General features: G+C 59.9%; 26 protein-coding genes. 2 read left to right on the plus strand and 24 right to left on the minus strand.

Annotated elements, in window-relative coordinates:
• Positions 1 to 78: 78 nt before the first annotated feature.
• Both ccmB and ccmA read right to left on the minus strand, forming a co-directional pair.
• On the minus strand, positions 79 to 750 hold the full coding sequence (gene ccmB, locus NJC38_RS14540; protein WP_253115299.1) for a heme exporter protein CcmB: 672 nt from the start codon (positions 748 to 750) through the stop codon (positions 79 to 81).
• On the minus strand, positions 747 to 1,379 hold the full coding sequence (gene ccmA / locus NJC38_RS14545; protein ID WP_253115301.1) for a cytochrome c biogenesis heme-transporting ATPase CcmA: 633 nt from the start codon (positions 1,377 to 1,379) through the stop codon (positions 747 to 749). Before ccmA ends, ccmB begins: the two co-directional genes overlap by 4 nt.
• Before the next feature lie 192 nt (positions 1,380 to 1,571).
• Here ccmA and NJC38_RS14550 point away from each other — a divergent pair, with 192 nt between their 5' ends.
• Together NJC38_RS14550 and NJC38_RS14555 are read left to right on the plus strand one after the other, a co-directional pair.
• Positions 1,572 to 3,206 (plus strand): flagellar hook-length control protein FliK, encoded by a 1,635-nt coding sequence (locus NJC38_RS14550; protein WP_253115304.1) that lies wholly within the window; start codon positions 1,572 to 1,574, stop codon positions 3,204 to 3,206.
• Positions 3,206 to 3,538 carry an EscU/YscU/HrcU family type III secretion system export apparatus switch protein gene (locus tag NJC38_RS14555; protein ID WP_045489516.1) on the plus strand — a complete coding sequence of 111 codons (333 nt, stop codon included), beginning with the start codon at positions 3,206 to 3,208 and terminating at the stop codon, positions 3,536 to 3,538. The genes NJC38_RS14550 and NJC38_RS14555 overlap by 1 nt, the downstream gene beginning before the upstream one ends.
• Before the next feature lie 55 nt (positions 3,539 to 3,593).
• Here NJC38_RS14555 and NJC38_RS14560 read toward each other — a convergent pair whose 3' ends face one another.
• The 22 genes from NJC38_RS14560 to fliL form a co-directional block, all read right to left on the minus strand.
• Positions 3,594 to 3,986, minus strand: a complete 393-nt coding sequence (locus NJC38_RS14560) for a DUF2802 domain-containing protein (protein WP_253115306.1) — start codon at positions 3,984 to 3,986, stop codon at positions 3,594 to 3,596.
• A gap of 3 nt (positions 3,987 to 3,989) precedes the next feature.
• On the minus strand, positions 3,990 to 4,469 hold the full coding sequence (locus tag NJC38_RS14565) for a chemotaxis protein CheW (protein ID WP_045489510.1): 480 nt from the start codon (positions 4,467 to 4,469) through the stop codon (positions 3,990 to 3,992).
• Between the two features lie 63 nt (positions 4,470 to 4,532).
• On the minus strand, positions 4,533 to 5,429 hold the full coding sequence (locus NJC38_RS14570) for a CheW domain-containing protein (RefSeq protein ID WP_253115308.1): 897 nt from the start codon (positions 5,427 to 5,429) through the stop codon (positions 4,533 to 4,535).
• A gap of 99 nt (positions 5,430 to 5,528) precedes the next feature.
• On the minus strand, positions 5,529 to 6,317 hold the full coding sequence (locus NJC38_RS14575; protein WP_045489505.1) for a ParA family protein: 789 nt from the start codon (positions 6,315 to 6,317) through the stop codon (positions 5,529 to 5,531).
• 40 nt (positions 6,318 to 6,357) lie between these two features.
• On the minus strand, positions 6,358 to 7,245 hold the full coding sequence (gene motD / locus NJC38_RS14580; RefSeq protein ID WP_045489502.1) for a flagellar motor protein MotD: 888 nt from the start codon (positions 7,243 to 7,245) through the stop codon (positions 6,358 to 6,360).
• A 4-nt stretch (positions 7,246 to 7,249) separates the two neighbouring features.
• Positions 7,250 to 7,990 carry a flagellar motor protein gene (locus NJC38_RS14585; RefSeq protein ID WP_253115310.1) on the minus strand — a complete coding sequence of 247 codons (741 nt, stop codon included), beginning with the start codon at positions 7,988 to 7,990 and terminating at the stop codon, positions 7,250 to 7,252.
• The gene (locus NJC38_RS14590) at positions 7,990 to 9,180 is read right to left on the minus strand and encodes a chemotaxis response regulator protein-glutamate methylesterase (RefSeq protein WP_253115312.1); all 1,191 of its coding nucleotides are present in this window, start codon (positions 9,178 to 9,180) and stop codon (positions 7,990 to 7,992) included. Before NJC38_RS14590 ends, NJC38_RS14585 begins: the two co-directional genes overlap by 1 nt.
• Before the next feature lie 45 nt (positions 9,181 to 9,225).
• Positions 9,226 to 11,511, minus strand: a complete 2,286-nt coding sequence (locus tag NJC38_RS14595; protein WP_253115314.1) for a chemotaxis protein CheA — start codon at positions 11,509 to 11,511, stop codon at positions 9,226 to 9,228.
• Between the two features lie 34 nt (positions 11,512 to 11,545).
• Entirely contained in the window at positions 11,546 to 12,331 is a 786-nt protein-coding gene (locus NJC38_RS14600) for a protein phosphatase CheZ (protein ID WP_253115316.1), read from the minus strand.
• Between the two features lie 20 nt (positions 12,332 to 12,351).
• Entirely contained in the window at positions 12,352 to 12,726 is a 375-nt protein-coding gene (locus NJC38_RS14605) for a chemotaxis response regulator CheY (protein WP_173426689.1), read from the minus strand.
• A gap of 235 nt (positions 12,727 to 12,961) precedes the next feature.
• Positions 12,962 to 13,702 (minus strand): RNA polymerase sigma factor FliA, encoded by a 741-nt coding sequence (fliA, locus tag NJC38_RS14610; protein WP_045489483.1) that lies wholly within the window; start codon positions 13,700 to 13,702, stop codon positions 12,962 to 12,964.
• On the minus strand, positions 13,699 to 14,535 hold the full coding sequence (fleN, locus tag NJC38_RS14615; RefSeq protein WP_045489480.1) for a flagellar synthesis regulator FleN: 837 nt from the start codon (positions 14,533 to 14,535) through the stop codon (positions 13,699 to 13,701). Before fleN ends, fliA begins: the two co-directional genes overlap by 4 nt.
• Positions 14,536 to 14,650: 115 nt before the next feature.
• Entirely contained in the window at positions 14,651 to 15,985 is a 1,335-nt protein-coding gene (flhF, locus tag NJC38_RS14620; protein WP_045489477.1) for a flagellar biosynthesis protein FlhF, read from the minus strand.
• Positions 15,986 to 15,996: 11 nt separating this feature from the next.
• The gene (gene flhA / locus NJC38_RS14625; RefSeq protein WP_045489474.1) at positions 15,997 to 18,126 is read right to left on the minus strand and encodes a flagellar biosynthesis protein FlhA; all 2,130 of its coding nucleotides are present in this window, start codon (positions 18,124 to 18,126) and stop codon (positions 15,997 to 15,999) included.
• Between the two features lie 132 nt (positions 18,127 to 18,258).
• A complete protein-coding gene (gene flhB / locus NJC38_RS14630) occupies positions 18,259 to 19,395 on the minus strand; it encodes a flagellar biosynthesis protein FlhB (protein ID WP_253115319.1) in 1,137 nt (378 codons plus the stop codon).
• Positions 19,396 to 20,181 carry a flagellar biosynthetic protein FliR gene (gene fliR / locus NJC38_RS14635; protein ID WP_253115321.1) on the minus strand — a complete coding sequence of 262 codons (786 nt, stop codon included), beginning with the start codon at positions 20,179 to 20,181 and terminating at the stop codon, positions 19,396 to 19,398.
• Between the two features lie 6 nt (positions 20,182 to 20,187).
• A complete protein-coding gene (gene fliQ, locus NJC38_RS14640; protein WP_253115327.1) occupies positions 20,188 to 20,457 on the minus strand; it encodes a flagellar biosynthesis protein FliQ in 270 nt (89 codons plus the stop codon).
• A gap of 25 nt (positions 20,458 to 20,482) precedes the next feature.
• The gene (gene fliP / locus NJC38_RS14645) at positions 20,483 to 21,235 is read right to left on the minus strand and encodes a flagellar type III secretion system pore protein FliP (RefSeq protein ID WP_253115330.1); all 753 of its coding nucleotides are present in this window, start codon (positions 21,233 to 21,235) and stop codon (positions 20,483 to 20,485) included.
• A complete protein-coding gene (gene fliO / locus NJC38_RS14650) occupies positions 21,235 to 21,675 on the minus strand; it encodes a flagellar biosynthetic protein FliO (RefSeq protein ID WP_253115332.1) in 441 nt (146 codons plus the stop codon). Before fliO ends, fliP begins: the two co-directional genes overlap by 1 nt.
• Complete coding sequence (fliN, locus tag NJC38_RS14655; protein WP_253115334.1) at positions 21,676 to 22,143, minus strand: flagellar motor switch protein FliN; 468 nt, start codon at positions 22,141 to 22,143, stop codon at positions 21,676 to 21,678.
• A 59-nt stretch (positions 22,144 to 22,202) separates the two neighbouring features.
• Positions 22,203 to 23,171 (minus strand): flagellar motor switch protein FliM, encoded by a 969-nt coding sequence (fliM, locus tag NJC38_RS14660; RefSeq protein WP_253115336.1) that lies wholly within the window; start codon positions 23,169 to 23,171, stop codon positions 22,203 to 22,205.
• Positions 23,172 to 23,182: 11 nt separating this feature from the next.
• Positions 23,183 to 23,680 carry a flagellar basal body-associated protein FliL gene (fliL, locus tag NJC38_RS14665; RefSeq protein WP_045489448.1) on the minus strand — a complete coding sequence of 166 codons (498 nt, stop codon included), beginning with the start codon at positions 23,678 to 23,680 and terminating at the stop codon, positions 23,183 to 23,185.
• Positions 23,681 to 23,769 lie beyond the last annotated feature (89 nt).

Below are 23,769 nucleotides of genomic sequence, written 5' to 3' on the forward strand. Positions count from 1 at the left end.
ACAAACGCTATGGGCCGGTTACCCGCATCGCCTGCAAGGGGGTCGCTGATGACCGCTACAGCGGTCTCGGCACCTCGATTATTCACCTACGCTGATTTTCAAGCCCTCAGCAATGGCCAATGGGCAGAGCGTCAATGCCAGCACCGCCAGGCAACTCAACCACAGCAGGTAGCCAGCAACCGGCATGCCCTGCAGGGACGCCTGTAGCGTACCGCTGCCCAGAATCAGCACCGGAATGTACAGCGGCAAAATCAGCAGGGCCAGTAACAGACCGCCGCGCTTGAGGCCGACGGTCAGCGCGGCACCGACCGCGCCCAGCAGGCTCAATACCATGGTGCCCAGCAACAGTGACGCCACCAGTGCCGGCACGCAGCGCGTGGGCAACCCCAGCATCAAGGCCAGCACAGGTGCCAGCAACACCAGCGCCAACCCGGAAAACAGCCAGTGTGCCAGCACCTTGGCCAACACCATAAGCGCCAGCGGGTGCGGCGAAAGGACCCACTGCTCAAGCGAGCCGTCTTCAAAATCGCTGCGAAACAGGCCGTCCAGCGACAACAGCACCGCCAACAGCGCTGCGACCCACACCAATCCCGGCGCCAGGGTCTGCAACAACTGCGCTTGTGGCCCTACCGCGAGGGGAAACAGAGCAATCACGATAGCGAAAAAAACCAGCGGGTTGAGCAACTCCGCCGGACGGCGGACCAACAGGCGGACTTCGCGCCCCAGCAGAAGGATAAAGACCTGCCTCATGCCTGAACCTGCGCCAGATCAAGGTTGCGGTAACCGGCCGGCCGATGCTGCAGCAGGTGGTGGGTGGTCATCACCAGCAAGCCACCCTGCTCACAGTGCTCGACCAGCCGTGCCTCCAGCTGCGCCACACCGTGCACATCAAGCGCGGTGAACGGTTCGTCAAGAATCCAGATATCAGGACCGGGCAGATACAGCCGGGCCAATGCCACCCGGCGTTGCTGACCGGCCGACAGGGTATGGCAAGGCACATCCTCGAAACCGCGTAACCCCACCCGCTCCAGCGCCTGCCACAGCACAGCAGGCGGCACCGGTTGATGCAGTGCGCACAGCCAGGCGAGGTTCTCCAGTGGCGTCAGCACATCCTTGATCCCGGTGGCATGGCCGATCCACAGCAGATGACGGTCCGGTTGCCCTCGCTGCCCGGCCAATGGCAGGCCGTTGAGGCTAATCTGCCCGGCGGCCGGGCGCATCAGGCCACAGAGCAGACGTAACAGGCTGGTCTTGCCACTGCCATTGGGGCCGCTGACTTGCAGCATGTCCCCCGACCGCAATTGCAGGTCAAGATGCTCGAACAGCAGCCGCCCGTCACGTTCGCAACACAGGCCCTCAGCCTGTAGAGTCACACTCATCGCACACATCCGCCAGTACACTGCGCACAGCCGGAACAGACACGGCGCTGCGAGCGGGTTAAATGGAGGTTCAAGTCGGCCTCGTAACGGCCGTTACACTGATGCAAGGTTCTTGCAAGCCCGGCAAAAAAAGCTGGGATTATACATGGCAGCCCGCTCCCCAAAGCGTCTAATTCAGCAGGTCACAGCTTAATGACAGGTGATATTGCCAGCGTCCCGCCGGCCAATCCCAACCTGGCCCAACTGCGTGCCAGCATCACGGCCAATCAGGTTCTGACCCTGTTCAACGCTGCGGCCAATCTGATCCCCCAAGGTCAGACCGCCGAAGCTGAAGTGGTCACCCTCAAGCAGATCGACCTGCAATTTCAGTTGCTGCTGCGGGTGATGCTGGGTAACGGTAACCAGACCAGCCTGCAGGTGAAGAGCAACCTGCCGCTGACACCCGGCACCCAATTGCTGGTGGCGCAAGCATCACCCAATGAACTGACGCTGTCGTTGCAGCAGATCAACAGTGCATTGAATAACCTCAAGACCGAACTCGATACCCGGCAGATACCGATCGGTACGCTGTTGCAGGGCAAGGTGCTGACCAGTCAGGTCATCAACTCACTGACCACAGCGCCTTCGGGCCCCGGCCAACCCGCTGGCCCGGCCTCGGGCCAAGGGCTCACCGCCCAGTATCGCTCGATCGTGCTGCTGCTCAACACCGCGCTGGCGGGCACCAGTTTGAGCATCGACAGCCCAGAGCCACTGAAGCTGGGCAGCCTGCTCAGCGCCCGGGTGCTGGGCAGCCAAGCGCTGAACTTTGTCCCCCTGCCCGGCGGCCTCGATCAATTGGCGGTCGCTCAGCAACTGAGCACTCAACAGAGCCGCCAAGGGTCGCTGGAGAATTTGTTCAACGCCCTGCAGAACCTGCCACGCAGCCAGGCCCCGATCGCCCCTGCACTGCAAGCCAGGGTTGACCAGTTATTGGCCGATATTCCCGACATTGAGCAAATGGCCAGCCCGCGCAATGTGGCACAAGCGCTTAACGCCAGCGGCCTGTTCATGGAGTCAAAACTGTTGGCCGGCCAGAACCTGACGCAGTTGCCGGACATGAAAGCCAATCTGATGCGCCTGATCGCCCAGATCCTGCCGCCCGGAGTGCCGGCCAACACCGCCTACAGCGCCGCCGCCGCGTCCAACACGCTGGTCCGGGTGATGCCCAGCGCCATCCGCGCCGCCTTGGGCACTCTGGGCCAGCTCGCGCCGCCGGTGATGCCGAGCAGCTTTCCGCTGCCGGCACGCGATGCCGGTGCAGGCGCAGAAAAAGATGACCTGGAGCTGTTGCTCAAACTGGCGGCCGCAGCGGTATCACGGGTGCAGAGCCATCAACTCGGCGCGCTGGAACAGACCCGCACCCAGCCCGATGGAACCCAGCTGACCACCTGGCAGACTGAAGTGCCGATGCGCCATGCGCATGAAATCGTGCCGCTGCAGGTCAAGGTACAACGCGAAGACTCGCCAGAGCGGCAAGAACAACAGGGCCGCGAAGAGGAATCAGGAGCACAGCAGCGCGAGCAGCTCTGGCGCATCGACCTGAGTTTTGATCTGGAGCCGCTGGGGCCTTTACAGGTTCACGCGCAATTGGTGCGCGGCACTTTGTCCAGCCAGCTCTGGGCCCAGCGCGAGGACAGTGCGCAGTTGATCGAGCGCGAACTTGGCTACCTGCGCGAGCGCCTGGTTGCCTGCGGCCTGGCGGTGGGCGAGCTGGCCTGCTCCCATGGCAGCGCACCACAAGGCCCACGTACCCACCTTGAACAACGCTGGATCGACGAGAACGCCTGATGAGCCATTCTGACCTTGCCAACCCTCGCCAGGCCATTGCCCTTACCTACGACGGCCAGCAGGCACCCACCCTCAGCGCCAAAGGTGACGACCGCCTCGCGGAAGAAATCCTCAGCATTGCCCGCGAGCACGAAGTGCCGATCTATGAGAATGCCGAACTGGTCAAGCTGCTGGCACGCCTGGAGCTGGGCGACAGTATTCCTCAGGAGCTGTATCGCACCATCGCCGAAATCATCGCTTTTGCCTGGCATTTGAAGGGCAAGTTTCCGGCGGGCCAGGGGCCGAATGACCCACCGCGGGAAAAAGACATCACCCCGCTCAGAGGGCGCTAGGCGCGAACTTCAAGCCACAAGCGGCATCTCTCATGCCGCTCGTGGCTTGCCGCCTTCAACTGTTCTTGTGCAGCTTGCTCATCAGTTGCGCTTCGGCCTGGGTCAGGCCGCAAGACTGGGTGAGCTCTTCGACGCTGGCCCCCATCCCCACCAGCCGCGCCGCCTGGGCAAAGGTCAGGGTCGAAGGATCACGTTGCTCCAGGGCCGTGATCTTGTCCGGCAACACGGCGACGATGGCACGCAGTTCGTGCAGATCCTCGCCCATGCCGACCGTGCCCTTCTGGAAGTTTTCCACTCGCCGGGCCAGCTCGCGCAGACGCTGCTCACGGGCTTCATCAGCCTTGCTACGCTGCTCATCGAGCTGACGCTGGCGCTTGATATGGTTCAGCAGCACAACCAGGGTCGCGACCCAGAGCATGCCCAGAACACCGACAGCGATCCACAGCATCGGTCAGATGTTCTCCAGCTCGGACCATTCTTCCTCGGTCATCATCTTGTCCAGCTCAACCAGAATCAGCAGTTCGCCGTTCTTGTTGCACACGCCCTGAATGAACTTGGCCGACTCATCGTTACCCACGTTCGGTGCGGTTTCGACTTCGGACTGACGCAGATAGACCACTTCCGCCACGCTGTCGACCAGGATACCGACCACCTGCTTGTCGGCTTCGATGATCACGATCCGGGTGTTGTCACTGACCTCGACCGGGGCCAGACCAAAGCGCTGGCGGGTGTCGATCACCGTGACCACGTTACCGCGCAGGTTGATGATACCCAGCACATAGCTGGGGGCACCCGGCACCGGCGCGATTTCGGTGTAGCGCAGCACTTCCTGGACCTGCATCACATTGATGCCGTACGACTCGTTGTCCAGACGGAAGGTCACCCACTGCAGGATGGGATCTTCGGAACCTTGTGCAGACGACTTATTCATGTTTCCAACCCCTCACCTAGTGCTGTGCAGGCAGCGCAACAAGCGCCAGCCAATGATTATCGATTATCTGAGCGTGTTCATTTGCTTGACCGCGCCACTGGCGATCAACTCGGCCAACTGTGCAACATCGAGCAAGGCGCACATATGCTCAATCACTGTACCGGCCAGCCATGGCCGATGACCGCGCTGGGCGCGCCACTTGATTTCCTGCGGGTCCAGGCGCAGCGAACGGCTGACCTGATGCACCGCCAACCCCCACTCGTAACCTTGTACCGAAATCACATATTGCAGTCCCTGGCGGAAATCTTCCCGATAGCGGTCCGGCATGACCCAGCGGGCGGTGTCGAGCACCTTCAGGTTGCCGGCCTGGCACGGCAGGATGCCCAGGAACCAGTCAGGCTGACCAAACAGCGGCGTCAGTTCCTGCCCTTCCAGAGAATAGATCGCCCCCAGGCACACCAACGGCACCGCCAGGGTCAACCCCGCCACATCGAACAACAGGCATTCGAACGGCTCGGCAGCCCAGTCCGGCCGCCCATCGGTGGCCGGTGGTGGTGGCGGACTCTGATCGAGCCGGGTGTTGAGCTCAGCCACCGGCTCGGCCCGCGCAATGGCCGGCTCCAGCACCTCGACAACCGGAACCTCGAGCTTGGGCACCACCACTTCAGGCACCACCACCGGAACCGGCAGCTCGACCCTGGCCTGAACCTTGGCCTCGACCGCAACAGCAACCGGTACCGCCACCGGTGCCGGCGCCGCGACAGCCACTGCCAGCGGTTTGGGTGCCAGCATACGGGCGTCATGCGCCTGCTCTTCAAGCACAGCCGCCTTGAATTCATCGAAATGATCAACCGGCGCCGGCACCACCAACAGCTCGTCGGTGACGTCCTGCAGCAGCGCATCCAGATACGACTGCAAAGCCACCTGTGGCCGGGTTGCCAAATCTACGGGGCGAATCATGTCAGAACCCAACCAGAAAAAGTGCCATGCCTCATTGACCGGGTTATCGGCTGCCGGGTGCACAGGCTTGAGCGCACGAACAAGGATTTAAACGTCACCTCAGGCCACCTGCGCTGTCAGTTGTTCAGCCAGCAGGTGCTTGAGCAACGCCCGATAGGCCAGTACCCCACGACTCTTGGGGTCATTCTGCGAAGGGGTCACTCCGGCCCGGCTGGCATCGCGCAGGCGGGTGTCGACCGGCACGTAGGCTTTCCAGACATGTTCCGGGAAGCTGTCACGCAGCAGCTTGAGGGTGCCCATCGAAGCCTGGGTGCGTCGATCGAACAGGGTCGGCACGATGGTGTACGGCAACGGCACCTTGCGCGAGCGGTTGATCATCGCCAGGGTGTTGACCATGCGTTCCAGGCCCTTGACCGCGAGAAACTCGGTTTGCACCGGAATCGCCAGTTGCTGACTGGCCGCCAGCGCATTGACCATCAACACGCCCAGCAACGGCGGGCTGTCGATCAGTGCATAGTCAAAATCCTGCCACAGTTGCGCAAGGCTTTTGGCAATCACCAAACCCAGGCCGCTCTGGCCTGGCGACTGGCGCTCCAGAGTGGCCAGTGCGGTACTGGACGGCAACAGCGAAATCCGCTGATCGCTGGTCGGCAGCAGCAACTGGCCGGGCAGCCCTTGAGGCACTGCACCTTTATGCAGAAACAGGTCGAAAGCGCTGTGCTCGAGCTCGTCAGGGTTATGGCCGAAGTAACTGGTCATCGAGCCATGCGGGTCCAGATCGACCACGACCACACGCTTGCCCGAGTCAGCCAGCAGGCCGGCCAGGGCAATGGTCGTGGTGGTCTTGCCGACCCCACCTTTCTGATTGGCGACTGCCCAGACTCTCATTTAGCTGTATTCCTTGTGCACGGCAATGTCCCTGACCGTTCTAGCGAGCGGGTGACGGAGAATTGACGGCATTGGTGCCTGACGGTGGACTTGCCGGAGCCGGTGCAGTTTGTGTGCCAGCACGCCGTAATGCTGCATCAGGGGTGGCATTGGCTGAACCACCCGCGGTCAGGCTGCGGCGCACATCCAGATTACGGGAAATGACCAGCACCACGCGGCGGTTCTGCGCCCGCCCCTGCGCGGTGGCATTACTGGCGATTGGCTGAAACTCGGCATAACCCACTGAAGCCATGCGCGCCGGATTGACGCCGTACATGGCCAGCAGACGCACGATGCTCGCTGCCCGTGAAGCGGACAGTTCCCAGTTGGTCGGGAACTGCGCGGTGTTGATCGGTTGATCGTCTGTGAAACCTTCGACATGCACCGGGTTATCGAAGCGTTTGACGATATTGGCCACCCTTTCAATGATGCTGAAGGCCTGATTGCTGGGCATGGCGTCGCCGCTGCCGAACAACAGGCTGGAATTAAGCTCGATCTCAACCCACAACTCGTTGCCGCGCACGGTCATCTGGTCGGAGCGCAACAGGTCGCCGAATCCGGCGCGCACATCATCGGCGATGGCCTGCAACGGATCGACCGTCTTGGCACCGATACCGGCGTCGGTCTGCTCACTGTCTTTCAGAAGAGGCTCGGCAGGCCGGGTGGTCTGTGGCCGCTGCTCACCGATCGGAATCGGCTGCATGGTCCGCTCAGCGTCATTGAACACCCCGACCAGCGCCTGGGACAGAATCTTGTACTTGCCCTCGTTGAGTGACGAGATCGAGTACATCACCACAAAAAAGGCGAACAGCAAGGTGATGAAATCCGCGTAGGACACCAGCCAGCGTTCGTGATTTTCATGCTCTTCGTGGCGGCGACGACGGGACATGCGGTTACTCCATGAAACCTTGCAGCTTGAGCTCAATGGAGCGCGGGTTTTCACCCTCGGCAATGGACAGCAGGCCCTCGAGCAGCATCTCGCGGTAGCGCGACTGGCGCAGGGCAATCGCCTTGAGTTTGTTGGCCACCGGCAGCAGGAACAGGTTGGCACTGGCCACGCCATAGATCGTGGCGACGAACGCGACCGCGATGCCGCCACCCAACTGACTCGGGTCGGCCAGATTGCCCATCACGTGGATCAGGCCCATGACCGCACCGATGATGCCAATGGTCGGCGCGTAACCGCCCATGCTTTCGTAAACCTTGGCGGCCTGGATATCGCGGTTTTCCTGGGTAATGAAATCGACTTCCAGGATACTGCGAATCGACGCCGGCTCCGCGCCGTCAACCAGCAGTTGCAGGCCCTTGCGCGCATAAGGGTCAGGCTCGGAGTCAGCCACGCTCTCCAGCCCCAGCAGGCCTTCCTTGCGCGCCGTCATGCTCCAGCCAATGATCCGGTCGATGCCGCCAGGCAGATCGATGCGTGGCGGAAACAGAATCCAGCGCAGGATCTGCACGGCACGTTTGAACGCACTCATCGGTGCCTGCAACAACGCAGCCGCCAGGGTGCCGCCCAGCACGATCAGCGCGGCCGGGCCGTTGACCAGCGAGCTGACATGCCCGCCCTCAAGCAGATTGCCACCCAGAATCGCGACAAACGCCAGAATCAGGCCGATAAGGCTCAGTACATCCATTACAGGCACGCCTCCACGATGTGCCGGCCGATATCGTCCAGGCTGTACACCGCATCCGCCAGATCAGCCTTGACGATGGCCATCGGCATACCATAAATCACGCAACTGGCCTCATCCTGGGCCCATACGGTGCTGCCGCCCTGCTTGAGCATGCGCGCACCTTCACGGCCGTCGGCGCCCATTCCGGTGAGGACCACCGACAGCACCTTGTCACCGTAGGCCTTGGCCGCCGAGCCAAAGGTGATATCCACGCACGGCTTGTAGTTCAGGCGCTCATCACCGGGCAGGATTTTCACCGCGCCACGGCCATCGACCATCATCTGCTTGCCACCCGGAGCCAGCAACGCCAGACCCGGACGCAGCAGATCACCGTCTTCGGCTTCCTTGACGCTGATTTTGCACAGCTTGTCGAGGCGCTCGGCAAACGCCTTGGTAAACGCGGCCGGCATATGCTGGATCAGCACAATCGGCGCCGGAAAGTTGGCAGGCAATTGGGTCAACACGCGCTGCAACGCAACCGGCCCACCGGTGGAGGTGCCAATCGCTACCAGCTTGTAGGCCTTGCGCCGTGGGGTCGGTGAATGATGAGCATGGGCCGGTGCAGCAGCCGGGCTGGCGGATGCTGTGACCGGCGCGGCGCGACTGGTCAACGGCCGGGTAGCCGCCGGAGCAGGTGTCGGCGCCACAGGTGGCGGCGTACGCCGCACACTCGGGCTGACCGCAGGCGCCGGGGTGGTTGCCGTCGCCGCAGGCGTCGACTGCGAACTGCTGCCAAACGAGCTGAAACGACGATTACTGCGCGCGATGCTGTTGATCTTCTCGCACAGCAACTGTTTGACCTTGTCAGGGTTGCGCGAGATGTCTTCGAAATTCTTGGGCAGGAAGTCGACCGCACCGGCATCCAGCGCGTCGAGCGTGACCCGCGCGCCCTCGTGGGTCAGGGAGGAGAACATCAATACCGGCGTGGGGATACGCTGCATGATGTGGCGGACCGAAGTGATGCCGTCCATCATCGGCATCTCGTAGTCCATGGTGATCACATCAGGCTTGAGCGCCAGGGCCTGTTCAATGGCTTCCTTGCCGTTGGTTGCGGTACCGACCACCTGAATGAGCGGGTCCGAAGAGAGGATTTCCGTAACGCGGCGGCGGAAAAAACCCGAATCATCCACCACCAGGACCTTGACTGCCATAAACACTCCAATAGACCCCGGGACAATACTGCCCCGGGGCCAGAATCAAATACGCCGTGCGGCGTAACGCTTGAGCATGCTCGGAACATCAAGGATCAAGGCAATCCGACCGTCACCGGTAATGGTGGCGCCCGACATGCCAGGGGTGCCTTGCAGCATCTTGCCCAGCGGTTTGATGACCACCTCTTCCTGGCCGACCAGTTGATCGACCACGAAACCAATGCGCTGCGTGCCGACCGACAGAATCACCACGTGCCCTTCGCGCTGCTCCTCATGAGCTGCCGACTTGATCAGCCAGCGTTTGAGGTAGAACAGTGGCAGTGCCTTGTCGCGCACGATCACCACTTCCTGGCCGTCAACCACATTGGTGGTCGACAGGTCGAGGTGGAAGATTTCGTTGACGTTGACCAGCGGGAATGCAAACGCCTGGTCGGCGAGCATCACCATCAGGGTCGGCATGATCGCCAGGGTCAGCGGCACCTTGATGACGATCTTCGAACCCTGGCCCTTGGTCGAATAGATGTTGATCGTACCGTTGAGCTGGGAAATCTTGGTTTTCACCACGTCCATGCCAACCCCACGACCGGACACATCGGAAATCTCGGTCTTGGTCGAGAAGCCGGGGGCGAAGATCAGGTTGTAGCAGTCGCTGTCGCTGAGACGATCGGCCGCGTCCTTGTCCATGACGCCGCGCTTGACCGCAATGGCGCGCAGCACGGCCGGGTCCATGCCCTTGCCGTCATCGGAAATCGACAACAGGATGTGATCGCCTTCCTGCTCGGCCGACAGCACCACCCGGCCACTGCGTGACTTGCCGCTGGCCTCACGCTCCTCAGGAGTTTCCACACCGTGGTCGACCGCGTTACGCACCAAGTGCACCAACGGGTCAGCGAGCGCCTCGACCAGGTTCTTGTCCAGGTCGGTCTCTTCACCCACCAGTTCCAGGTTGATCTCTTTCTTGAGCTGGCGTGCCAGGTCACGAACCAGACGCGGAAAGCGGCCGAAGACTTTCTTGATCGGCTGCATGCGGGTCTTCATGACCGCGGTTTGCAGGTCGGCGGTGACCACATCCAGGTTGGAAACCGCCTTGGACATCGCTTCATTGCCGCTGTTGAGGCCAAGGCGTACCAGACGGTTACGCACCAGCACCAACTCGCCGACCATGTTCATGATCTCGTCAAGCCGCGCGGTATCGACGCGCACCGTGGTTTCGGCTTCTGTCGCGGTCGGCTTCTCGGCTGGCGCGGCAGCAGCTCTGGCCGGTGTGGCAGCGGCAGGCTTGGCCGCCGCGGGCGCAGGCGCAGCAGCAGGCTTGGCCACCGCAGGCTCGACCTTGGCGACAGGGGCTGGCGGCTTGGCCGCCGGCGCTGCGGCGGCAACCGCGCCGCTTACTGCCGCCGGTTCGAACTTGCCCTTGCCGTGCAACTCGTCGAGCAGGTTTTCAAATTCGTGATCGGTGATTTCATCCGATGCAGGGCTGCTGGCAGGTGCCGCAGGGGCAACGGCCACCGCTTCTACAGCGCCGCTGAACGAGCCTTTGCCGTGCAACTGATCAAGCAGCGACTCGAATTCGTCGTCGGTGATTTCATCCGAGGCAGCGCCAGCGGGCGCTGCGACAGCAGGTGCTGCAGCACTGACAGTGGCGACGCTGGCATCGAACGAACCCTTGCCATGCAACTGATCGAGCAGCGCTTCGAATTCGTGATCGGTGATTTCATCACTCGCTGCAGCCGCAGGCGCGGCTGGCGCAGACGGCGTAGCGGCGACCGGGCTGCCGGCCGGGCCGTGCAGGGAGTCGAGCAGCCGCTCGAACTCATCGTCGGTGATCAGGTCGGAGCCGGCCTCCCCGGCAGCCGGTGCAGCCGCCTCGACCACCGGTTCCGGCGCGGGCTCCGGAGCCGGCTCAGGAGCCGCTGCCACCGCAGCCACTTCGTCAGCTGACTCAGGCTCGGCCAGCCGTGACAGTGCCTGCAGCAGCTCAGGGGTAGCAGGCGTGATGTCACTGCGCTCACGCACCTGGCCGAACATGCTGTTGACGGTATCCAGTGCTTCGAGGACCACGTCCATCAATTCGGCGTTAACGCGACGCTCACCCTTGCGCAGGATGTCGAACACGTTCTCGGCAATGTGGCAGCACTCGACAAGCTCATGCAACTGAAGGAAGCCGGCGCCTCCTTTTACAGTGTGAAAACCGCGAAAAATTGCGTTGAGCAAGTCCGCGTCATCCGGGCGACTTTCAAGCTCGACCAGTTGTTCAGACAATTGCTCGAGAATTTCGCCGGCCTCTACCAGAAAATCCTGGAGGATCTCTTCATCGGCGCCGAAGCTCATTGGGGTGCTCCCTAAAATTAACCGTCAACTGACCTTAGAAGCCAAGGCTGGATAGCAAGTCGTCCACATCATCCTGACCGGAAACGACATCTTCCCGTTTATCGGCATGAATCTGCGGACCTTCACCCTGAGCAAGATGTTTTTTCGGATCTTTTTCTGCTTGCATCGCTTCACGGTCATGCTCGATCCCGGCAAAGCGATCAACATGGCTGGCCATCAGTACCAGCTTGAGCAGGTTGCTCTCAACTTCGGTGACCAGTTGCGTCACGCGCTTGATCACCTGACCGGTAAGGTCCTGATAATCCTGGGCCAGCAGAATGTCGTTGAGATGGCTGGCAACGGCATGGCTCTCTTTCTCGGTACGCGACAGGAAACCGTCCACCCGCTTGGCCAGATCACGAAACTCCTCAGCACCGATTTCGCGGCGCATGAAGCGCCCCCAGTCGGCACTCAGCGTCTTGGCGTCGTCACTGAGGCTGTTCATCAACGGTGTGCTTTGCTCCACCAGATCCATGGTGCGGTTGGCCGCACCCTCGGTCAGCCTTACAACATACGACAAGCGCTCGGCGGCATCAGTGATCTGGGACACCTCTTCGGCTTGCGGCATCTGCGGATCGATATGGAAATTGACGATCGCGCTGTGCAGCTCACGCGTCAATTTGCCCACTTCCTGATACAGGCCGCGGTCGCGCGCCTGGTTGAGCTCATGGATCAGTTGCACGGCGTCGCCGAATTTGCCTTTTTCAAGGCTGGCGACCAGCTCGTGCGCGTGTTTTTTCAGGGTCGACTCGAAGTCACCCAATGAATCATTGTTATCCATAGCGCCCTCGCGGCATGCACTCAGCTATTGACGCGCTCGAAGATCTTTTCAATCTTCTCTTGCAATACCTGGGCGGTGAAAGGCTTGACCACATAGCCGTTCACACCGGCCTGGGCCGCTTCAATGATCTGCTCACGCTTGGCTTCAGCAGTCACCATCAGCACCGGAATGTTCTTCAGGCGCTCGTCCTGACGCACTTGGCGCAGCAGGTCGATACCCGACATGCCAGGCATGTTCCAGTCGGTTACCAGAAAATCAAAGGCACCGCTTTGCAGCATCGGCAGCGCGGTAAGACCGTCATCTGCTTCCGATGTATTGGTAAACCCCAGGTCACGCAACAGATTTTTTATGATCCGCCGCATCGTTGAAAAGTCATCAACGATGAGGATTTTCATGTTCTTGTCCAATTCGACCTCCAAGCAGTCTTTAACGAGCCCGCTCCCCGGACCCGCCGTTCACTCAATACAGGTACAGCAACCCCCCGGTGCAACCAGCGCTCGACGCACCAGACACCAGAACACGGCCAAATCGCCTGCAAACAACCCTGTAGAGTTGATTGACAGGCTCCTGCCTTGTCCGGGTAGTCGACACCTCAAGCCCTGCATAGCCGGCCTGAAACCAATGGATCTGTCAGCGCGCCCGCCATTCCCCCAAACGACCTCGCAAGCGGGCTGCGCACTGACTGTGTAACTGGCTGACCCGAGATTCGCTGACCCCAAGGACCTCACCGATCTCTTTGAGGTTCAACTCCTCGTCATAGTACAACGCCAGCACCAAACGCTCACGCTCCGGAAGATTGGCAATGGCATCGGCCAATGCTTTCTGGAAGCGCTCGTCCTCAAGATCGCGCGACGGCTCCAGCGAACCGCTGGCGCCATCTTCGTGCAGCCCATCATGCTCGCCGTCCTGCAACAGGTCGTCAAAGCTGAACAGCCGACTGCCCAAAGTGTCGTTCAAGATAGCGTAATAATCATCAAGACTTAACTGGAGTTCGGCAGCAACTTCATGATCTTTAGCGTCGCGCCCTGTTCTTGCTTCAATAGCGCGAATCGCATCACTGACCATCCGGGTATTTCGATGCACTGAACGCGGCGCCCAGTCACCTTTACGCACCTCGTCAAGCATCGCGCCACGGATCCGAATGCCGGCGTAGGTTTCGAAACTGGCACCCTTGGTGGAGTCGTATTTGGTCGATACTTCAAGCAGGCCGATCATGCCCGCCTGGATCAGGTCTTCGACCTGGACGCTGGCAGGCAGACGGGCCAGCAGGTGGTAGGCAATACGCTTGACCAGTGGCGCATAGCGCTCAATCAACTCGTATTGCGAATTCCTTGATGCCTTGCTGTACATCTGATAACCGCTGGCTGTCATTGAACCGGTCCCGCTGCACTGGTCTGGTGAACAAGTCGCTCGACAAAAAACTCAAGGTGCCCACGCGGATTGGCCGGCAACGGCCAGGTATCGACCTTCTGGGCAATGGCTCGGAATGCCAGCGCGCATTTGGAGCGTGGAAAGGCTTCGTAGACCGCACGTTGCTTTTGCACCGCCTTGCGCACACATTCGTCATAGGGCACTGCGCCGACATACTGCAAGGCCACGTCCAGAAAACGATCGGTCACCTTGGTCAGCTTGGCAAACAGGTTACGACCCTCTTGCGGCGTCTGCGCCATGTTGGCCAGGACCCTGAAGCGGTTCATGCCGTAGTCGCGATTGAGCAGTTTGATCAGCGCGTAAGCGTCGGTGATCGAGGTCGGTTCATCGCAGACCACCAGCAAGACCTCTTGGGCGGCACGCACGAAACTGACCACCGATTCACCGATACCGGCTGCGGTGTCGATCACCAGCACATCAAGATTGTCGCCAAGCTCGCTGAACGCCTGGATCAGGCCGGCATGCTGCGCGGGCGCCAGGTGCACCATGCTCTGGGTACCGGAGGCCGCTGGCACGATACGCACGCCGCCAGGCCCCTGGAGCAGGACGTCACGCAGCTCACAGCGGCCCTCGATGACATCGGCCAGGGTGCGTTTGGGCGTAAGGCCCAGCAAAACATCAACGTTGGCCAGACCAAGATCAGCATCAAGCAGCATGACGCGACGGCCGAGCTCGGCCAGCGCCAGCGACAGATTCACTGAAACGTTGGTCTTGCCAACGCCACCTTTGCCGCCGGTCACGGCGATAACCTGTACGGGATGCATGCTGCCCATGTTATTTCTTTACCTTGTCATGCGTAGACTGGAGCCACATTACGGGCTGCACGTTCCGTGACGAACAATGCCTGGCAGACCACCGATGCAGTAATTTTTTAGTCGTGTTCATCAATCACCCCACTCGCTTGCCGGGGTTGTGATAAAGGTCGGCGAACATGTCCGCCATAGCCTCTTCGCTGGGTTCATCCTGCATTTGCACACTGACGGCCCGACTCACCAGTTGATGGCGGCGTGGCAGATGCAAATCATCAGGAATACGCGGCCCATCGGTCAGATAGGCCACGGGGAGTTCATGCCCGATCGCCAGGCTCAGCACTTCACCCAGGCTGGCAGTTTCATCCAGTTTGGTCAGGATGCAGCCGGCCAGCCCGCAACGTTTGTAGCTGTGGTAAGCGGCGGTCAACACCTGCTTCTGGCTGGTAGTGGCCAGGACCAGATAGTTGCGCGAGCGAATCCCGCGCCCGGCCAGGCTTTCAAGCTGCAGGCGCAGCGCCGGATCGCTGGCTTGCAGGCCGGCGGTATCGATCAGCACCACACGCTTGCGGATCAGCGGTTCGAGCGCCTGGGCCAGGGACTGTCCCGGATCGACGTGGGTCACCGGCACATTGAGAATACGCCCAAGGGTCTTGAGCTGCTCCTGGGCACCGATCCGGAAGCTGTCCATGCTCACCAGCGCGATATTCTGCGCGCCGTACTTGAGCACGTAACGCGCCGCCAGCTTGGCCAGCGTAGTGGTCTTGCCCATCCCTGCCGGACCGACCATCGCGATCACCCCGCCCTCTTCCAGCGGCTCGTTGTCAGGCACATTGATCATCCGCGCCAGATGCGCCAGCAACATGCGCCAGGCATGACGGGGATCGTCGATATCGGGAACCATATCCAGCAGATCCCGCGACAGCGGGCCGGACAGGCCAACGCGCTGCAGACGCCGCCACAGGTTGGCCTGCTGCGGACGACTGCCCTGCAATTGCGTCCAGGCCAGCGAACCCAACTGGACTTCCAGCAGCTCGCGCAAGCCGTTGAGCTCCGAGCGCATCGAGTCAAACGCACGCTGGTTCAGCGTCGGCTCGGCAACGCCGGGTGCAGCGACGGCAACAGCAGGACGCGGCGGTTCTTCAAGGGTCGGCTCGATGTGCCGGTCGGCAGCGCTCAGCGGCAAGCCAGAAAACAACTGACGGTTGCTCGATACGTCATCGCCTTCGTTGCGACTTTCGAGTTCAGCTTGCGCCGAGACGATCCGCGACTGAGTCTTGCGCAGCTCGTCTTCAAGCTCCATGTTCGGCACCCGCGGCGCCAGCGCAGACAGCTTGTAATCAAGAGCAGCAGTCAGCTCAACGCCACCGGCAATGCGCCGATTTCCGATGATGGCCGCCTCGGCGCCCAGCTCATCGCGAACCAGTTTCATGGCTTGACGCATATCGGCGGCGAAAAAACGCTTAACTTGCATGACTCACTACCTCAGCCGTTAGGCCCGACAGTCGCTACGATGGTGACTTGCTTGTTGTCAGGAATTTCCTGGTACGCCAGAACATGCATGTTCGGTACAGCCAATCGTCCAAATCGTGACAGCATGGCCCGAATCGGACCTGCCACCAGCAAAATCACCGGCGAGCCTTGCATCTCTTGACGCTGCGCCGCCTCAATCAACGAGCGTTGCAGCTTCTCGGCCATGCTTGGCTCCAGAAGAACGCCTTCTTCCTGACCCTGACCCGCCTTCTGCATACTATTTAGCAAAATCTGTTCCAATCTAGGCTCAAGGGTGATGACAGGCAGCTCTGTCTCAGTCCCTACAATGCTTTGCACGATCGCCCGGCTCAACCCGACCCGTACCACAGCCACCAACGCGGCGGTATCTTGACTCCTGGCCGCATTGTTCGCGATGGCCTCGGCAATCGTGCGGATATCGCGCACCGGCACATGCTCGGCCAGCAGCGCCTGCAGCACATTGAGCAGCGCCGACAACGACAGCACCCCAGGCACCAGCTCTTCAGCCAGCTTGGGCGAACTCTTGGCCAGCAACTGCATCAGTTGCTGCACTTCCTCGTGGCCGATCAATTCATGGGAGTGCTTGTAGAGAATCTGGTTCAGGTGCGTCGCCACAACGGTGCTGGCATCCACCACTGTGTAACCCAACGACTGGGCCTGGCTGCGCTGACTGATTTCGATCCACACCGCTTCCAGACCAAACGCCGGATCGCGCGCATTGATACCGTTGAGGGTACCGAACACCTGACCCGGGTTGATCGCCAGTTCACGGTCCGGATAAATCTCCGCCTCGGCCAGAATCACCCCCATCAGCGTCAAACGATAGGCGCTGGGCGCCAGATCGAGGTTGTCGCGAATGTGCACCGTGGGCATCAGAAAGCCCAGGTCTTGGGAAAGCTTCTTGCGCACACCCTTGATCCGCGCCAGCAACTGACCACCCTGATTGCGATCCACCAGCGGAATCAGCCGGTAACCGACCTCAAGACCGATGATGTCGACCGGCGTTACGTCGTCCCAGCCCAACTCCTTGGAGTCCTGGGCACGCACTGGCGAAGGCAGCAGGTCCTGCTGACGCTGCACCTCGGCCAGCGCCACAGCCTTGGCATTCTGGTCACGGCGCCACAGCCAGTAGGCAGCACCCGAGGCGATTGCCCCCAGACCAATGAAGGCAAAGTGCGGCATGCCAGGCACCAGGCCCATGACGATCATGATCGCCCCCGACACCGCCAGCGCCTTATAAGACGAGAACATCTGGCGGTTGATCTGCTTGCCCATTTCTTCCGAACCGGAAGCACGGGTCACCATGATCGCCGCTGCGGTCGACAGCAACAGAGATGGCAATTGCGCCACCAGACCGTCACCGATCGCCAGCAAGGTATAAACACGCCCGGCGTCGCCAAAACTCATGCTGTGTTGCAACATGCCCACCAGCATGCCGCCGATCAGGTTGATGAACAGAATCAGCAGACCGGCAATAGCGTCACCGCGCACAAACTTGCTGGCACCGTCCATCGAGCCATAGAACTCGGCCTCGGCGGCCACTTCAGAACGACGCGCCTTGGCCTGGTTCTGGTCAATCAATCCAGCATTGAGGTCGGCATCGATCGCCATCTGCTTACCCGGCATGGCGTCAAGAGTAAAGCGCGCACTGACCTCGGAAATCCGCCCGGCACCCTTGGTGATTACCACGAAGTTGATGATCATCAGGATGGTGAAGACCACGATACCGACAACGTAGTTACCACCGATCACCACCTCACCAAAGGCCTGGATGACCTTACCGGCAGCGTCGTGACCATCCTGGCCGTGCAACAGCACCACCCGGGTCGAGGCGACGTTCAACGCCAGACGCAACAGGGTGGCGACCAGCAGGATGGTCGGGAATACCGAGAAGTCCAGCGGCCGCATGGCGTACACACAGACCAGCAGAACCACGATCGACAAGGCAATGTTGAAGGTGAAAAACACGTCGAGCAGGAACGGCGGGATTGGCAACATCATCATTGCCAGCAGCGACAGCAATAATATCGGCACGCCCAACTGGCCGCGCCCGAACCCGGCCAGATTGCTGCGCGCGTTACTGATTAACTGAGAGCGATCCACCGGTTCTTTCCTGCATCAGACCAAAACTTTGACGCCCCACGCGCCATGCACTGGCCTATTGCAAGAAACCGTCCAACTTTGCCGCCACAACCGCGTCGATAAAACCATCCATCGTCGACGCAGAAATCGTCATCAGGAGTCGCGCTGCAGATCGGGCGGAATGGGAAGATCGCCCAAAGGATCCGGACGCTTGGCGCGCCCGGCATGGAATTGACGAATCTGAAAGACATAGGCCAGTACCTGCGCCACAGCAAGATACAGACCGGCCGGGATCTCTTCTTCCAGCTCGGTGCTGTAGTAAATCGAACGCGCCAAGGCTGCCGACTCAAGAATCAGTATCTGGTGATGGGCGCCGATTTCACGGATCTTGAAGGCAATCAGATCCGCCCCCTTGGCCAGCAAAAGTGGCGCCCCACCTTTCTCCGGGTCGTATTTGAGCGCTACGGCAAAGTGCGTCGGGTTGGTGATGATCACGTCTGCTTCGGGAATCGCCGCCATCATGCGCCGGTGCGACATTTCGTACTGCAACTGCTTGATGCGCTGCTTGACCTCAGGACTACCCTCGGAGTTTTTATGCTCGTCACGTACTTCCTGCTTGGTCATCTTGAGCTTTTCATTGGCCTGATAAAGCTGAATGGGCACATCGACCGCTGCAATCAGAAACAATCCGCAGACGATCCATAACGTACTCCAGGCAACAATCTGCAAGGAGTGGATAACTGCCAGCTCAAGCGGCTCATGGGCAATCGCCACCAATGCATCCCGATCATTGTTGATCACTACCAGCGCGACGATCAGCACCACCAGAAATTTGGCCAGAGCCTTGAGCAACTCCGTCAGCGCCTGCATGGAAAACATGCGCTTGATGCCTGACATCGGATTCATCCGGCTGAACTTGGGCATCAGCGACTTGGTGGAAAACAGCCAACCGCCGAGCATGATCGGCCCGATCAAAGCGGCCGCCATCATCGCGAACATGAATGGCAGCATGGCCAGGATGGCGTAATTTCCGGACTTGAGCAGCATGCGCCCCATCCAGGAGGGATCCATCAACACATCACGACTCAAAGAAAAGTTATCGCGCATCACTTCCAGCAGCATATGCGCCATTGCACCACCAAACATGATCAGCCCGACAGCCCCCATCAGGGTGACCAGAAAAGTCGTCAGCTCCTTGGAGCGCGCAACCTGCCCCTCCGCACGAGAGTCATCAATCTTCTTCTGCGTGGGCTTTTCCGTTTTATCCTGGCCGCTCTCGCTTTCGGACATTCAGACCGCCCTCACCAGATCGCGCAATCTTTGCAAGGCATCAGTGGCCATGGGAACGAACTGGTTGAATATGTCACCCAGACTCATCCACAAAATGACCATCCCCAATACCAGCGTCATGGGAAAACCAATGGAAAAGATATTCAGTTGCGGCGCTGCCCGGGTCATGATGCCAAAGGCAATGTTGATAATCAGCAAGGCCGCGACTGCTGGCAGTACCAGCCGCAGCCCGGCGCTCATTATCCAGCCCAGACTGTTGGCCAGGACCCAGAAGTTGTTGACCGGCACGCCGCCGCCGACAGGCATGGTCGTGAAACTCTCAATCAGGATTTCCAGCACCACCAGATGACCATTCATTGCCAGGAACATGAGCGTCACCAACATGGTAAAGAACTGCCCCACCACCGCCGTGGTCACACCGTTGGCAGGGTCAACCATAGAAGCGAAGCCCATGCCCATCTGGGTCGAGATAATCTGCCCGGCCACCACGAAAACCTGAAAAAACATTTGCAGGCACAACCCCATACTGACGCCGATGATGATCTGCTCGGCAATCAGCAACAGCGCACTCAGATCCAGCGCCTGAACCGGCGGCATCGGCGGCAAAACAGGCGCCACGACAAAGGTAATGGCCAGCCCCAGATACAAGCGCACCCGACGGGGAACCAGTGTGGTGCCAATGATCGGCATAGTGGTCAGCACTGCAACGATACGAAACAGCGGCAGCATAAAGCTGGCAACCCAGCTACCTATCTGGGTATCGGTGAGCACAGCCAAGGGTTCCATGAGCAATCAGCCGATCAGGGTCGGAATACTGTTGTAGAGGTTCAGAACGTAGTCCATGAACACATTCAACAGCCATGGCCCGCCAACAATCAGAGTGATCAGCATAACGATCAGGCGCGGCAGAAAACTCAAGGTCTGTTCGTTGATCTGGGTAGCGGCCTGAAACATCGCCACGATCAGGCCACAGATCAGACTGGGAACCACCAGAATGCCGACCAGCAAGGTGGTCAGCCAGAGTGCCTCACGGAAAATGTCGACCGCCACCTCAGGTGTCATCGCAATGCCTCCTCATGCAAACGACTCATACCCCACCAAAACTGCCAGCCAGCGTGCCGACGATCAGCGCCCAGCCATCGACCAGCACGAACAGCATGATTTTGAAAGGCAATGAGACGATCATCGGCGAGAGCATCATCATGCCCATCGCCATCAGCACGCTGGCCACCACCATGTCGATGATCAGAAACGGAATGAAGATCATGAAACCGATCTGGAACGCCGTCTTGAGTTCAGAGATCACGAATGCCGGCACCAGGACGGTCAGGGGCGCGGCATCCGGTGTAGGAATATCAGTGCGCTTGGACAAACGCATGAACAGCTCCAGGTCGCTGGTCCGGGTCTGGGCCAGCATGAAGTCCTTGACCGGCACCTGAGCCTTGGCAAGCGCCTCCTGAGCCGTGAGGGTTTCAGCCAGATAAGGCTGTACGGCATCGTTGTTCACCCGATCAAATACCGGTGCCATGATGAACATGGTCAGAAACAGCGTCATGCCGATGAGAATCTGGTTCGACGGAGTCTGTTGCAGGCCCAGAGCCTGACGCAGAATCGAGAACACAATGATAATCCGGGTAAAGCTGGTCATCATGATCACGAAGGCCGGAATGAAACTCAGCGCCGTCATGATCAACAGAATTTGCAGACTGACCGAATACTCCTGCTGACCGTCAGTCCCGTTGGACAGCGTAATAGCCGGAATCGACAACGGATCGGCCGCCAGAACCACAGGTGCTCCCAGCCCCAACAACAGCACCACCAGCCAACGCAAGGCACCCATCACTTGTTGTCCTTATCCTTGCCCATGAGTTCCAGCAGACGCTGGGCGAACTCGGGAGTGGCCGGCTCGCGGACCGGCACCTGGACATTTTCATTGAGCACATGCAGGGGCGTGATACGCCCAGGCGTGATCCCCAATAGAATCTGCTCCTTGCCCACCTGCACCAGCACCAGCCGATCACGCGGACCCAGCGCCCGGGAACCGACCAGCTCGATAACTTGCTGATTACCTGCCGCCACACTCTGCGCCCGGCGCATCACCCAGGCCAGCACAAAGATCAGCCCGATGACCAGCAACAGCCCCAGTAATAACTGCAACAGTTGCCCACCCCAGCCACCGGACAGAGCACTACCGGCCTGAGGGGCCGCCGCCTGAACAGCCGGCTCGGCCGCCAACGCAGCCACAGGCGCAGTCAGCAACAGCATCAACCAGCGTTTCACTTAGCGCAGCTTCTTGATGCGTTCACTCGGACTGATCACGTCAGTCAGGCGAATGCCGAACTTTTCATTGACGACCACCACCTCGCCATGGGCGATCAGGGTGCCATTGACCAGCACGTCCAGCGGCTCTCCCGCCAGGCGATCAAGCTCAATCACCGAGCCCTGGTTGAGCTGCAACAGGTTACGAATGCTGATATCGGTGCTGCCCACCTCCATGGAAATCGACACCGGGATATCCAGGATCACATCCAGGTTCGGACCATCGAGCGTGACTGGCGCAGTGCTCTTGGGCACACTGCCAAACTCTTCCATGGGCATACGATTGGAGCTGGGGTGGTTCGCTTCATCAGCCGCCAGCAGCGCATCAATATCAGACTGCCCTCCCTCGCCGGCTTCATTCAGCGCAGCAGCCCACTCATCGGCCAACGCCTGATCATCAGCAGACGTCATATCGTTTTCATCAGCCATCGGTTGTCCTCTGCGGGCAGTAATTCAATTACGCAATTGGGTTGTGGCGCGACGGTCTGTCAACGCCGCTCTATCGGTTCGATAACCTGCAAGGCCAGATTGCCCTTGTGCGAACCGAGCTTGACCTTGAATGACGGCACACCGTTGGCGCGCATGACCAGCGCCTCGGGCAGCTCGACAGGAATCACATCGCCAGGCTGCATGTGCAGGATGTCGCGCAGCTGCAACTGACGCTGCGCAACCGTGGTCGTCAGCGGGACCGATACATCCAGTACGTCCTCCTTGAGCGCCTTGATCCAGCGCTCATCCTGATCATCCAGATCAGACTGAAAGCCGGCATCAAGCATCTCGCGGATCGGCTCGATCATCGAGTAGGGCATGGTCACGTGCAGATCGCCGCCACCGCCATCGAGCTCGATGTGGAAGGTCGAGATCACGACGGCTTCACTGGGCCCGACGATATTGGCCATGGCCGGGTTCACTTCCGAGTTGATGTACTCGAAATTGACTTCCATGATTGCCTGCCAGGCCTCCTTGAGGTCGATAAACACCTGATCGAGCACCATGCGCACCACACGCAGTTCTGTCGGCGTGAACTCACGCCCCTCGATCTTGGCATGGCGCCCGTCACCGCCAAAGAAGTTGTCCACCAGCTTGAACACCAGCTTGGCGTCAAGAATGAACAAGGCAGTGCCGCGCAGCGGCTTGATCTTGGCCAGGTTGAGGCTGGTGGGCACATACAACGAATGCACGTACTCACCGAACTTCATTACCTGTACGCCACCCACCGCAACATCCGCCGAGCGGCGCAGCAGATTGAACATGCTGATGCGGGTGTAACGGGCGAACCGCTCGTTGATCATTTCCAGGGTCGGCATGCGCCCCCGGACGATCCGGTCCTGGCTGGTCAGGTCATAACTTTTGACGCTGCCAGGCTCGACTGTGTTATCGGTCTGGACCATTCCATCGTCCACGCCGTGCAGCAGCGCGTCGATCTCATCCTGGGACAGCAGGTCTTGCACGGCCATGTCCTGGAGTCCTACTGCAGTACGAAGTTGGTGAAGAGCAGCTGCTCAATCACAGTCTTGCCCAGCTCTTTTTGAGCGACTTCCTGAATGCTGGCCGTGGCTTTCTGGCGCAACATTTCCTGGCCGATCGGCGATGACAGCGATTCGAACGGGATACCGGCGAACAGCATGACCAGATTATTGCGAATGGTCGGCATATGCACTTTCAGTGCTTCCATGTCGGCAGGATTACGCGCGAGCATGGTGATACTGGCCTGCATATAGCGCTGGCGCCCATTGACATTGAAGTTGACCACAAAGGCCGGCGTCATGGCTTCAAATACCGCTGGCTGCTTGACATTCGCCGCTGCAGCCGCCGCTGCCGGATCAGGCTTGGGCTCGGATTTGTGCATGAGAAACCAGGTCGCGCCTGCCGACAAGCCTACCGCCAGCAACAGGGCAACAACGCCGATAATGATGAGCTTGAGTTTACTTTTCGAGCCGGGCTCTTTAACTGCGTCACTCGCCATGCCAATAATCCGTCAGTATTCAAGGGGTTCGTTGATACGTAACAGAGTTTGAGCAAGTGTTATGCCAGAGTGGCGAGCACAGCAGAGGA

Origin of the sequence: Pseudomonas sp. 21LCFQ010, from assembly GCF_024129905.1 — a bacterium.
Classification (GTDB): Bacteria; Pseudomonadota; Gammaproteobacteria; order Pseudomonadales; family Pseudomonadaceae; genus Aquipseudomonas.